Source organism: Methylobacterium sp. CB376 (genome assembly GCF_029714205.1).
Classification (GTDB): domain Bacteria; phylum Pseudomonadota; class Alphaproteobacteria; order Rhizobiales; family Beijerinckiaceae; genus Methylobacterium.
Genome location: NZ_CP121648.1, coordinates 1,306,341 through 1,318,977, shown reverse-complemented (window position 1 = coordinate 1,318,977; position 12,637 = coordinate 1,306,341). Strand labels below are relative to the sequence as shown.

The following is a 12,637-nucleotide window of genomic DNA, read 5'->3' as shown; positions in this document are numbered from 1 at the left end:
CGGCGACCGCTTCGGCGCTGCGGGCTCAGGCCCATTCCGCCTGCGCCGCCGCCAGCGTGTCCTTGTAGAGCTGGCACTGCTTGATGAAGGGCTTCAGCTGCAGGCCGACGTCGAGGCCGACATCCACGTCCTGGCGGAAGTGCAGGCCCGCGATGACGCGGTTGAAGCCGACCCGCGCGGCCAGCGCGGTCAGGGCCTGGGCCTGGGCCTGGGCTGGGGGCGGGAAGAGTTCCGCCAGGCAGGCGGAGGTGAAGCTCCCGATCAGGGCGTGGCCGGCCGGGTAGGAGGAGTGGCCCGGGACCGGCACCGGGGGGTAGAGCGTCGGGCAGACCTGGGACGGCCGCGGCCGCGCCGGGTGGCGCAGCTTCAGCACCATCATGGCCAGTTCGCCGCACCGCGCGATCAGCTTCATCAGCAGGTAGGTCTGCGGATGGGAGGCCCTGCTGATGTTCAGCAGCTGCAGCCAGCAGGTCTGGAAGTTCTGGTGCTGCTGGACGATCTCCGGGAGCGCGTCCGGCCGCTCGGTGATCGCCAGGAGCAGGAGGTCGTCGATCATCGGCTGGGTGATGGCGGCCGGCGCCGGCAGCGCGATCGCGGCGTCCCAGGTCTTGGTGCCGACCTTCGCCTTCATGAATTGCGGCAGGATGGCGAGCGCGATCAGGTCGGGATCCCATTCGGAGGCCCGGAAGGTGGCGGTGAGGTCGGCCTGAACCGGGATCTCCGCCAGCGGCCGGTCGGCCCGCATGGCGAAGACCTGCGGGCCGGGCGAGGCCGCCGCGTCGACCCAGTTGCCGCCCATGGGGCTGATCCAGTTGCCGCCCAGCGCGTCGAACCAGTTGCCTCCCATTACCCCCTCCGATCCGCCCGGGGGCCGGCTCCGGTCATGCGTGCGGCAGCCCGGCCCGCTCCAGCCTGTCGATGAATTCTTCTAGCAGAATTCCTGAAAAAGGACACCTTGCCGCGTAAGCTCTCAGGCGAAAAGCCGGCTGCACCGAGAGGATCGCCCGGGCGGCAAGATTGGCTTCCGGAATTCTCTCCAGAGCAACCAGTGTTGCCGCAAGAATCCTCAAATTTGCGCAGAGCCTCGGATTGAGCAAAAAGGTTTTTGCGCCCAGATCAGCGCCTCTTCGTAGTTTCTACTGAGATAATGAGCCTGACCAAGAAACATGAGATAGAAGTATGATTGCACGTCGACTGGGGAAATACGCAGCCCCTGCTCCGCACGGGTGACGGCAGCCTCCCCTTGTCCGACATAGCCGTAGACGCCGCTGCTGAGCGTCCAGGCCATCGCGTTGCCGGGCGAGGCTTCGAGGGCACGCTCGAAGATCAGCATCGCGTTGGCGTATTCGCGGAAGAAGAGCGCCTTGGTGTGGCCGTAGACCGCGAGCGCGAAGCCGTCCGCCGGGTCGCGCTCGATGGCGGCGACCGCGAGGCGCGTGGCCTCCTCGGCCTCGGAGCCGACGTCGGCGGCCCAGCCCTGCGCCACGTTGTGGATGTGCCAGAGGGCCGCGTACGCGAAGGAGGTGGCGTAGGTCTCGTCCGCCCGCATCGCGTCCTGCAGGAGTTCGCGGGCCTTCGGGAATTCGGGACTGCGCATGAGGTACATGGCGTCGACCGCCTGCAGCACGAGTTCGTAGGCGTTCCGGTTCTCGGAGCGCTTGCGCAGCGCGCGCTTCAATTCGGCCTCGCGGACGTGGGGGGCGATGCTCCACAGGATGCGGGTGGCGATGCGGCTCTGCAGCGCGAAGATGTCGGCCGTCGACCCGTCGTAGCGGTCGGCCCAGATCACGACGCCGGTCTCCTGGTCGGCGAGGCTGGCGTTGATCCGCAGCCTCGCCCCGTTGACCGCCACGGACCCGCTGAGCACGTAGCGCACGCCGAGTTCCCGGCTGACCCGCCTGCGGTCGACGCCCCGGCCCTGGTAGGGCAGGGTGGAGCTGCGCGAGATGACCAGCAGCCCGCGCACGCTCTGCAGCGCCACGATCAGGTCGTTGGCCAGTCCCATGCCGATGTAGTCGGAGCCGGCCTCGCGCCCCTCGGTGCGGAAGGGCAGCACGGCGATCGACGGAACCTTGGCCTTCAGCCGGCGCAGCGGCCGCGCCGCCGGGTCGGTGTCGGGCTGGTGCCCCAGCACCGAATAGGCGCGCACCGGCGTCGCCATGTTCTTGAGGTGGGTCGGGCCGAGATCGACCGCCTTGATCCGCGCGCGCGGCGCGACCGCGTCGAAGACGGGCTTGGAGATGATGATGCCGCCCGGCGGCGCCATCTCCTGCAGGCGCGCCGCGATGTTGACGCCGCGGCCGAACACGTCGCCGGAATCGACGATCGTGGAGGCGACGTTGACGCCGATCCGGAACCGGATCCTGCGCTCGCCCGGCTGGGCGCGCTCGGTGGCGGCGACCTCGTCCTGCAGCTGGATCGCGCAGGCGACCGCGTCGAGCGGCGAGTCGAAGGACGCGATCAGGCCGTCGCCGGTGTTCTTGACGATGCGGCCCCGGAAGGAGACGACGCAGGGATCGATGGTGCGGACCCGGAGCGCGCGCAGCCGGGTGTGGGTGTCCTCCTCGGCGATCTCGGCCAACCGCGAGTAGCCCACCACGTCGGCCGCCAGGATCGCGAGCGTGCTGCGGGCGATCCCCTCGGCCGGCCCAGCCGGATCCCCCGTGTCGGCCATCCGTGGCTCCCCATTGGCCATTCGAAACGAGCGATCCCGATGGAGCAGTGCATCGCGGGCAATCGCCGCTCCTTACCATAGTCGGTCACCGCTGGGGAGCAGCCGCCCGGCCCGGTCCGCACCGTCGAGGCACGAACAGGACCGCAACCGTGCGAGTCGATCGGGGTCGCAATTGCGGGACATCGCGGCCGAGCGGGCGTCCTTGCAGGGAACGACATCTTGGGTAACGAGAAATGTCGTGACACTGATCCTGCGGGCCGTGGCGAAACTGGTGGCAAGGGGATCGGCGGGGACCTCGCCGCGCGGCTGTCCGGCCCCTCCCGGCGGGGCGCGCGAACCGGAGACCGCGTCCGGCCGGGCGGGCGGCGGATCGCCGGGGGGCCCTCGCGGGTTGGCCCGGGGTGTCGCGGCGCGCGGGATCGCGGCGCCGCTCCGCACCGGAGGCCCGGCATGGACGATCCCTACGATCTCGCGCGGTTCGTCGCCGCGCAGCGCGGCACCTACGATCAGGCCCTGCGCGAGCTGACGGCCGGGCGCAAGCGGAGCCACTGGATGTGGTTCATCTTCCCGCAGGTCGCGGGGCTCGGATCCAGCGCCATGGCGCAGCGCTACGCCATCGGCGGTCTGCCGGAGGCCCGGGCCTACCTCGCCCATCCCCTGCTGGGCGAGCGGCTGCGCCGCTGCACCGCGGCCGCGACCGCGCTGACCGGCTGCACGGCGCAGGACCTGTTCGGCTCCCCGGACGACATGAAGTTCCGCTCCAGCATGACGCTGTTCTCCCGCGCGGCGCCGACCGAGCCGGGGTTCCGCGCGGCCCTCGACCTCTATTACGGCGGCCGGGAGGATCCGCGCACCCTCGAGCGACTGGGGCTGTGAGGGGCCCTCCTTCCCGGATCTCCCCCTGCGGTGCGGCCGCGCGGGCCCGCACGGGCGCGGGGCGCGCGGTCCCGCCCTCAGGTGCCCTTCTCCTCACTTGCCCTTCTTCGCCCGGAACACGACCGGGATCGCGAAGGTGAGGCCCTCGTCGGCCACGAGGGGCGGCGGCGGCGGGACCGGATCGGCGCGCTGCATCATCGCCAGGGCCGCGCGGTCGAGCGCCGCGTCGCCCGATCCCGCGCTGACGGAGGCCGAGGCGACGCGGCCGAGGCGGTCGAGCACGAAGGTCACCGTCACCTGGCCGGTCGCCTGGGCGGCGCCGCTCGGGTAGCGCTTGTGCCGGTCGAGATGGGCGAGGAGCTGCTTCTGCCAGGTCACCCGGGCGCGCCGCGCGCTCTCGCCCGTTCCCAGCACCGGGGCGGTCGAGCGCGGCGCCTCCCGCATCGTCTCGGAGGTCGGGACGGCGGCCGCCTCCGAGGCGACGGAGTCCTGCGAGGCGCTCGTCTCCGTCCGCTTGACCTCGGGCTTGTCCTCCTGCGGCTTGCGCGTCGCGTCGGGCGAGACGATCCGGTCGGGATCCTCCGCCTCGGTCGGCACGGCCTTCGGCAGCTCGGTCGGAGTCTCGGTCGCCTGCTGCTGGACCATGGCCTGCGCGGCCGCGGCCTCCTCCGCCTCGGGGCCGGGCGGCAGGTCGGAGGGCTCGCGGCGCGGCGCGGCCATCTCCAGGCCGATCTCCAGCGCGCTCGCGCCGAGGTCGTCGGACTCGTCGGGCACCGCCGCGCCGAGGGCGAGGACGAGGCCGCTCGCGTGCAGCGCCAGCACGAAGGCGCCGGCCGCGAGCCAGATCGGCCAGGCCGTCCGCCCCACCCGCCCGATCGCGGCCTCGCCGCGAGCCGGTCCGGTCATCGCGGCGCGGGGGGCGCGCCGCCGGCCCCCCTCGCATCCGCGCCGGGCGCTCCCTCCAGCGCGACGAGGGCCACCTTGAGGTAGCCGCCGGCGCGCAGGATCTCCAGCACGTCCATCATCTCGCCGTAGGGCACGGCGCGGTCGGCGCGCAGGAAGATGCGCCGGTCCTTTCGCCCGTCGCCCTGCCCGTCGAGGGTGCGCGCGAGGTCGACCCGCTTGACCGGCGTCTCGCCGATCGCCACCGCGAGATCCGCCTTGATCGTCACGTAGGTCGGCTTGTCGGGCTTCTTCTGCGGCAGGGCGCTCGACGAGGGCAGGTCGATCGGCAGGTCGACCGTCGAGAGCGGCGCGGCCACCATGAAGATGATCAGGAGGACGAGCATCACGTCGATGAACGGGGTGACGTTGATCTCGTGCGCCTCGCCGAAATCGTCGCCGTCGTCCTCGTCGCCGCCCAGTGCGACCGCCATCGGGGCCTCCCGGCTACTCGGCCGCGCGGGCGAGCGACAGGCGCCGCCCGGCCTCGCCGTCGCGGTCGAGATCCCGCGACAGCAGGCGCTGGGCGGCCCCGGAGGCCCGCTGGACGAGCTCGCCGTAGCCGCGCGTCGCCCGCGCGAAGTGGTTGTAGACGATCACCGCCGGGATCGCCGCGGCGAGGCCGATGGCGGTGGCGAGCAGCGCCTCGGCGATCCCGGGCGCCACCACGGCGAGGTTGGTGGTCTGGGCCCTCGCGATCCCGATGAAGCTGTTCATGATGCCCCAGACGGTGCCGAACAGCCCGACGAAGGGCGAGATGGCGCCGATCGTCGCCAGCGCGCCCATGCCGCGGCGGGCGGTGCGGCCCTCCGCCTTCACGATCTCCGCGCAGCGGAGGCGGCGCGCTCCTTGATGCCCTCGCCGAGGCCGCGCGAGATCCGCACCTCGTCGAGGATGGCCGCCACGAGCCGGTCGAGCACGGTGTCGCGCCCGCCGAGCTCCCGCTCGGCCTCGGCGAGGCTGCCCGCGCCGGCGACGCGGCCGAGGGCCCGGCCGAGGCCGCGCCGCGCCAGGCCGAGCTCGACCGTCTTGGCGGCCAGGATCGTCCAGGTCACCACCGAGGCGAGGGCGAGCCCGGACATCACGATCTTCACCAGGATGTCGGCATTCAGGAACATCGCCCAGGGCGACAGGTCGTGGATCTGCGGCGCCGCGGCGGCCGGCCGGGCGGCGGGCTCCGCCCGGTCCGCCTGCGGCGCGCGGGCCGGTTCGGCGGCCGCGGGCGGCGCCTCGGCCGGCGCCGCCGAAGCGGGCGCGGCCACCGAAGCGGGCGCAGCCGCCGAAGCGGGCGCGGCCACCGAAGCGGGCGCGGCCGCCGGAGCGGGCGCGGCCGCGTCGGGCGGCGCGGCGGCGCCCTGCGGCTGCGCCCGCCCCGGGGCGCCGGCGAGGCCGAGCAGGGCCAGGATCAGCCACGCGCCGAGCCCGGCGCGGAAGGCCGCGGACGCCCGCCGCCGGCGCGGCGCGGCGCGCTCCCTCGGATCTCTGCCCCTCATCCTCTCGTCCCTCGCCCTCATACCTCGGCCCATGTGCGGATCAGGTTGTGGTAGATCCCCGCCAGCCTGACGACTTCGGCGTGATCCTGGCCCAGCTCCGCCGCGAGACCCTGGATGGCGCCGTCGAGGTCGTAGATCAGGCTGCGCGCCTGCGGGCTGCGGACCATGCTCTGCAGCCAGAAGAACGAGGCCACCCGGGTGCCGCGGGTCACCGGGGTGACCCGGTGCAGGCTGGAGGACGGGTAGAGGACGAGGTCCCCGGCCGGCAGCTTCACCTCCTGCGTGCCGTAATAGTCCTCGGCCACCAATTCGCCGCCGTCGTACTCGTCGGGCTCGGCCAGGAACAGCGTCACGGACAGGTCGGTCCGGATGCGCAGCCCCGTCAGGGGATCGCCCCGCACGGCGTTGTCGACGTGCATCCCGAAATGGTGCCCCTCGCCGTAGCGGTTGAAGAGCGGCGGGAAGATCTGGAGCGGGATCGCCGCCGAGACGAAGTGCGGGTTGGCGAGCAGGGCCCGCACGACCCGCGCGCCGAGCTGGCGCGCCACCTCGCCGTCGGGCGGCAATTGCTCGTTGCGCTTCACGAGCGCCGATTGCGCGCCGGCCGTGGCGCGGCCGTCCTCCCACTCCGCCGCGTCCATGATGCGGCGGAACTCGGCGACCTCGTCCTTGCTCAGGACCTCCGGGATGCAGACCAGCATGATTCAGAACTTCGCCTGCGCGATGAGGTAGACGCTGCGGCCCGGGGCGATGAAGGTGAAGGGCGCGTCGCTGCGATAGAAGGCGTCGTAGTACTTCCGGTCGAACAGGTTCTGACCGTACAGCTTCACGGTCAGGTTCTCGCTGACCTTCGCCTCCAGGAAGGCGTCGAAGCGCCAGTAGGAGGGCAGCACGTTGTTGTTGGAGGCGAGCGTGCCGCCGGAGATGCGGGAATTGTTGACCGCCTGCAGGCCGAATTCGAGCCAGTTCGTGACCTTGTACTTGGTCAGCATGCTGAAGGAGCGGTGGGCGATGTTGGCGAGCCGGTAGCCGATGGTGGCCGGATTGGCGCTCTTGGTGACCTTGGTGTCCATGATCACGTAGCCGCCGAAGACGCTCCAGCGGTCGGTGATCTTGCCGGCGAGTTCGAGGTCGACGCCCTCCACGCGGTAGGCCGCGTCCGCCACGATGGTGGCGGCCGCGCCCGTGCCGACGGTCTCGCGGGCATTCTCCTTCGTGGTGCGGAACAGGGCCGCGGTCGCGAGCAGGTGGCGGTCGAACAGCTCCGCCTTGACGCCCACCTCCTCGGCGGTGTTCAGCTCCGGCCCGAACACTTGGTTGACGGTCGCGGTCGGGCTGAGGCCGCCATAGGCCGAGCTCGACGCGTCGAGCTCGGCCCCGACCGGGTTCGACGAGGTCGCGTAGGCCCCGTAGAGGCTCAGGAACGGCTGCGGCTTCACCGTCAGGCCGACATTGTAGTTCAGCAGGCCCGAATGCGCCCGCACCGTGCTGGTGCCGCTCGTCGAGGAGACGTTGTAATCGTCGTAGCGGACGCCGCCGTTCAGGAGGACGACGTCCTCGTAATTGGCGGTCTCGATCAGGTAGGCCGCCTTGGTGTCGACCGGGATGGTGGTCGGGTTGCCGGCCCGGTAGGGCTTGCGGGCGAAGGGCAGGAGGTTGGGCGGCGCCAGGATGTTGACGCCGGTCAGGCTGCCGGTGCCCGTGAAGGTGCCGCCGGTTCCGGCGCTCGACAGTTCCGAGCGCAGCCCCGCATAGGTGTCGCGGCCGACATTCTCGCGGCTGATCTCGCTGCCGATCACGGCCGTGTGCAGGATCGGCCCGGTCGCGAACTTGAAGGTCGCGTCGGCGACGTCCGCCACGACGTCGACGGTCTGGTAGCGGCTCTGCGGGCTCAAGGTCAGGGTCGTGCCGGCGAGGTTGCCGTTGGCCGGGATCACCGGCGCCTGGGGCAGGGTGCCGACGTAGTCGAGCACGGAATGCGCGGCGCGGAAGCGGTTGCTCAGCTTGATGCCGTCGGACGGCGCGTACTCGGCCGTCAGGGTGCCGGTATCCTGCTGGACGCGGTAGAAGTCGCGGTTGACGAAGCCGTAATAGGTGTCCCGCGGGACGATGCTCTCGGTAAAGGGCCGGCGCACCCGCACGTTGAAGGGCACGCCGAAATCCGGGAGACTGTCCAGGTCCGTGTGGAAGTAGTTCGCCGTGAAGGTCCAGCCGTCGGCCGGCTTCAGGGTCACGGCCACCGCGGCGCCGGCGCGGTCGTCGTAGACGGAGTTGCGGCCCGCGACGCCGGCCTCCTGGTAGAGGCCGTTCACACGCACGGCCAGGGCCGGGCTGATCACCTGGTTGACGTCGAGGGTGACGCGCCGGGTCGCGTCAGTGCCGAGCTGCCCCTCGCCCCTGACGAAATCCGCGAAGCCCGCCTGCTTGGTGACGATGTTGACGGCGCCGCCCGCGGTGCCGCGGCCCGCGAAGGTCGAGGCGGGCCCCCGCAGGATCTCGATCTGCTCGGTGAAGAAGTTCTCGCGCACGCTGACCGACGGGTCGCGGATGCCGTCGATGAAGACGTCGTTGCGCGCGTCGAAGCCGCGGATGAAGAACCGGTCCCCGAAGGCGTTGCCGCCCTCGCCGGTGCCGAGCGTCACGCCCGCGGTGGTGCGCGCGAGGTCGCGGAAGCTCGTCGCGTTCTTGTCGTTGAGGACCTCCCGCGTCACCACGGTGATCGATTTCGGCGTGTTCAGGATCGGCTGCGTGAAGCGGTTGGAGGCGAGGCGGTCCGCCTTGTAGGGCGCGGCCGGGTCCGCGTAGGGGCTGCCGCCCACGTCGAGCTGCGCCAGGGCCGCGGCGCCGCCCGCGGCGGGGCTGGGCGCGGGCGCCGCGACGGGCGGCGCCGCCACCTGCCGGGCGCGCACGACCTGGCGCAGGGCCGTGCGGGCCTTCACCTGCGCCTTGGTCGGCTGCGGGGCCGGCGGGCGCGGCCGGACGATCGGGGCATCGACGTTGAGCGGGGGCAGCGCCGCGGCCGGCGCCTGCTGGGCCTGGGCGGTCCCGACCGACCCCACGGCGACCGCGCACGCCACGCCGACCGCGCCCTTCGGATCCGCCAGCATCGTCGGATGGCTGTGACCGGCCCGACGCCGGAGATGCGGAACTGGCTTCGGCCGCTTCACGGATGGTGCCCCCTGTATGGATGCCGCGCCACGCCTCGGGCCGGACATGAAAGCTAAAAAAGGCAGGATAATTTTCCAGTCAATCGCCGTAGTTTGGAATTATAATAAGGAATATTATAGCAATCGCAGCGATCTAACGCAGAGGTAGAGTCCCTGATTAGACTTTTTCCAAGAATGATCTGCGGATCTCGCTGGCGTCGAGATTTCCCCTTGTGCGATCAGGGCCTTGCTGCGTCGCCGGGAGGGCGCCGGGGCCGGATCCGCTGAAAGATTGCCATTTAAGGTTGTATTGTTGCAAGGCAGCAACAACCCGAACCTTTCCCGAAACGGGCGGGATGACGGCCCGCACTCCGGTCGAGCGCCCTCATTCCCGGCTCGGGGGCTTCATCAGGGCGAACAGCTCGTCGACGGCCGCCAGGGCGCTCGCCCGCACCCGCCCCTCGTCGGCGGCGCCCGCGATGCGCACGCCCCCGACCACCGCCCGGATCTCGTCGCGGAATTCGCTGAGGAACCCCACCGGGTCGCGCGTCTCGCCGGCCATCCGGGCGATGACGCCGGTGAGAAGGATCTGCACGCCGAGCATCCGTCCGTTCAGTTCGTCCATCCGTGGCATCCTCGCGCGAGGGGCCGGCGCTCCGGCGCGGACCCCGTGGCCGGGCGCCCCGGGGGCGCTCCCGCGCACCGGGGCGGGGCAGCCCCTGTTCCGGCCCAGCTACCGGGAGCCGGGCCGGTCGCGCAAGATGAAACCCCCATCTCGCGCCGCCGCACAGATTTGAATGAGAATAAATCAGGGCGAGCGAGGGCGTCGCAGCCCCGGTGACGCCGCATTCCCGCGACTCGTCTGCCGCTGCTCTTGGCTGGTACTCTTGGCTGCTACTCTTGGCAGCCGCTCTTGGCAGCCGCTCTTGGCAGCCGCTCTTGGCAGCCGCTCTTGGCAGCCGCTCTTGGCAGCCGCCCGGGCCGGGCGCCGCCCCGCGGCCGGTTCCCGGCCGGGCGGAGGGGGAACGCCCGTCGGGCGAGGCGGGACGAGGGCGAGCGCGACGCGGACATTCTCCCGGTCGAAAGCTGAGGAAGGTCGCCGCCCGCCAGCGATCGGGCCGGCAGAGACCGTCGCGGCGCCAGATCCGCCCGGATTTGTCCGGCCGGAACGCCGACCGAAATTTCCGACGCGGCCGGATCATCGGCCTTCTCAATCGAGGCGCTTCGCCTATAAGGGAGTTACAGACATCCTTGTCTTGCGTAGTCCATCCGCTTCGCCGCATCCGCCTGTTGAATGCGGGTTGTCGTGCGGCGTGCGCGATCTTCCGGCCCCGAGCGGGGCGAGACACTGAGCGTGTGCGTGAGAGGAATTCGGCATGACCGCCGAACACGGCGGCACGCGACCGAATCGGGGGAGGCGAGCGAAGCGAGGACGGTCCCATGCCCGCCAGCCAGACTCACATCGGTCCCGACACGCCGATGGGCGCCACGGCGAGGCCCGGCGGCTGCACTTTCCGGTGCTGGGCCCCGCGCGCCCTCGGCGTGTGGGTGACCGGCTCGTTCAACGGCTGGTCTCCTCGCGCGGAGGCGCAGCGGCTGGTGCGCGATCCCTCCGGCTGCTGGGCCGGCTTCGTACCGGGCGTCGGCGCGGGCGCGCAGTACAAGTTCTACGTCGACGGGCCGGGCTCGCGGGGATACAAGCGCGACCCTCACGCGCGCGAGATCGTCGCCCCGGACTGGAACTGCGTGGTGACCGATCCGGCGGCCTATCCCTGGCACGATGCGGGGTTCCGCCCGCCGGCCTACGAGGACCTGATCATCTACCAGCTCCATGTCGGGACCTTCTTCGCCGTCGACGCGGCGGGGGCGGACCGGCGCCAGGGCCGGGTCGCCACCTTCCTGGACGCGATCGACCGGATCCCCTACCTCGCCGAGCTCGGCGTCACGGCCGTGCAGCCGCTGCCGATCGTGGAATTCCCGACCGCCTTCAGCCTCGGCTACAACGGCACCGACTATTTCTCGCCGGAATTTACCTATGCGGTGCCGGAGGCCGAACTCGGCCCCTCCCTGCGGCGCGCCAACGCCCTCCTGGCCGCGCGCGGCCACGCCCCGTGGCGGCGGCCGACATCCGGGACGCCGCCGGGCAGCTGCGCCTGTTCGTCGACCTGCTGCACGTCCACGGCATCGCGGTGCTGTTCGACGTCGTCTACAATCACGCGGGCGGTGATTTCGGCGACGAGAGCCTGTACTTCTTCGACCGGGTCCCGCAGGGCAACAACAACGACAGCCTCTACTTCACGGACCGGGGCTGGGCGGGCGGCCTCGTCTTCGCGTACTGGAACGCCCCGGTGCGCCGGTTCCTGATCGACAATGCCGTGTTCCTGGCCCGGGAATTCCACGTCGACGGGCTGCGCTACGACGAGGTGAGCGTCATCGACGCGTTCGGCGGCTGGTCCTTCTGCCAGGACCTGACGGCGGCCCTGCGCGGCGCCAAGCCCTCGGCCGTGCAGGTCGCGGAGTACTGGGCGCCCGATCAGGCCGCCTGCGTGCGCCCGGCGGCGGAGGGCGGCGCGGGCTTCGACCTCGTCTGGCACGCGGGCCTGCGCGAGCGTGCGGCAGGCGCTCGCCCAGGCGGCGGGCGGGCGCGACGCGGACGTGAACCTCGACCCGGTCGCGCAGGCCCTGGCGGCGTGGAACGGCCTCCCGCAGCGCTGGCGCGCGGTCCAGATGCTGGAGAACCACGACGTCCTGCTCGTCGCCCACGAGGCGAAGGACCGGCGCCCGCGCGTCCCGGCCGCCGCCGATCCGTCGAACGCGCGCTCGTGGTACGCGCGCAGCCGCTCGCGGGTCGCGACGGGCCTGCTCCTCACCGGCCCCGGCATCCCGCTCCTGTTCATGGGTCAGGAGTTCCTGGAGGACAAGCTCTGGAGCGATTCCCCCGACGATCCCGACCACCGCATCTGGTGGGACGGCCTGCGGCAGGACCGGGCGATGGCGGATTTCCTGCGCTTCACGCGCGAGCTGATCGGCCTGCGCCGGGCGCAGCCGGCGCTGACCCGCGGCGAGATCAACGTCTTCCACGTCCACAATCTCAACCGCGTCATCGCGTATCATCGCTGGCTGCCGGGCCAGGGGCGGGACGTGGTCGTCGCCGCGAGCTTGGCGGAGGCCACGCGGCACGGCTACGCCCTCGGGTTCCCGCGGGGCGGGACGTGGCGCGAGGCCTTCAACAGCGACGTCTACGACGGCTGGGTCAATCCGGCGGTCGCCGGCAATTCCGGCGCGATCGAGGCGGGCGGCCCGCCGCTGCACGGACTGCCGCACTCGGCGGCGGTGGTCCTGCCGGCCAACGCCGTCGTGGTCTTCGTCAAGGAGGACCCGTGAGCGGTCCGCGGGCCCGGGCCGGGGAGATCCCGGCGGCCCGGGTCGCGTGATTGACACCCCCGCCGAATTGGCGAAGCATGATCGCAACAGGTGTCGCCACGATCCCGCTCCCCGCCGCCCCG

General features: G+C 71.6%; 10 protein-coding genes and 1 pseudogene. 3 read left to right on the top strand and 8 right to left on the bottom strand.

All coding sequences use genetic code 11. From position 1 onward, the window contains the following. Positions 1-25: 25 nt before the first annotated feature. Entirely contained in the window at positions 26-847 is an 822-nt protein-coding gene (locus QA634_RS05910) for a phosphatase PAP2 family protein (RefSeq protein ID WP_012331080.1), read from the bottom strand. Between the two features lie 219 nt (positions 848-1,066). Beyond that, entirely contained in the window at positions 1,067-2,674 is a 1,608-nt protein-coding gene (locus QA634_RS05905; RefSeq protein ID WP_283027333.1) for an adenylate/guanylate cyclase domain-containing protein, read from the bottom strand. 450 nt (positions 2,675-3,124) lie between these two features. Here QA634_RS05905 and QA634_RS05900 point away from each other — a divergent pair, with 450 nt between their 5' ends. Then, entirely contained in the window at positions 3,125-3,550 is a 426-nt protein-coding gene (locus tag QA634_RS05900; protein WP_012331078.1) for a DUF1810 domain-containing protein, read from the top strand. 93 nt (positions 3,551-3,643) lie between these two features. On the opposite strand, the gene QA634_RS05895 is transcribed toward QA634_RS05900, so the two are convergent. From QA634_RS05895 to QA634_RS05870, 6 genes and pseudogenes are all read right to left on the bottom strand, one after another. Further along, positions 3,644-4,456, bottom strand: coding sequence for a TonB family protein (locus QA634_RS05895; protein ID WP_012331077.1), 813 nt, complete (start codon positions 4,454-4,456; stop codon positions 3,644-3,646). Then, entirely contained in the window at positions 4,453-4,926 is a 474-nt protein-coding gene (gene exbD / locus QA634_RS05890; RefSeq protein ID WP_012331076.1) for a TonB system transport protein ExbD, read from the bottom strand. Before exbD ends, QA634_RS05895 begins: the two co-directional genes overlap by 4 nt. A 13-nt stretch (positions 4,927-4,939) precedes the next feature. Then, a pseudogene (gene exbB, locus QA634_RS05885) lies at positions 4,940-5,985 on the bottom strand (tonB-system energizer ExbB). Between the two features lie 17 nt (positions 5,986-6,002). Continuing rightward, positions 6,003-6,686, bottom strand: coding sequence for a Fe2+-dependent dioxygenase (locus QA634_RS05880; protein WP_012331074.1), 684 nt, complete (start codon positions 6,684-6,686; stop codon positions 6,003-6,005). Positions 6,687-6,689: 3 nt separating this feature from the next. After that, positions 6,690-9,092, bottom strand: a complete 2,403-nt coding sequence (locus QA634_RS05875) for a TonB-dependent receptor (protein ID WP_283027319.1) — start codon at positions 9,090-9,092, stop codon at positions 6,690-6,692. Positions 9,093-9,516: 424 nt separating this feature from the next. Next, positions 9,517-9,756: a hypothetical protein gene (locus QA634_RS05870; RefSeq protein WP_012331073.1), complete on the bottom strand. Its 240-nt coding sequence runs from the start codon at positions 9,754-9,756 to the stop codon at positions 9,517-9,519. Positions 9,757-10,571: 815 nt separating this feature from the next. On the opposite strand from QA634_RS05870, the gene QA634_RS05865 reads away from it, so the two are divergent. Beyond that, complete coding sequence (locus QA634_RS05865) at positions 10,572-11,495, top strand: hypothetical protein (protein WP_283027331.1); 924 nt, start codon at positions 10,572-10,574, stop codon at positions 11,493-11,495. A gap of 246 nt (positions 11,496-11,741) precedes the next feature. Continuing rightward, the gene (locus tag QA634_RS05860; protein ID WP_283027330.1) at positions 11,742-12,515 is read left to right on the top strand and encodes an alpha amylase C-terminal domain-containing protein; all 774 of its coding nucleotides are present in this window, start codon (positions 11,742-11,744) and stop codon (positions 12,513-12,515) included. The last annotated feature ends 122 nt before the right edge of the window (positions 12,516-12,637 follow it).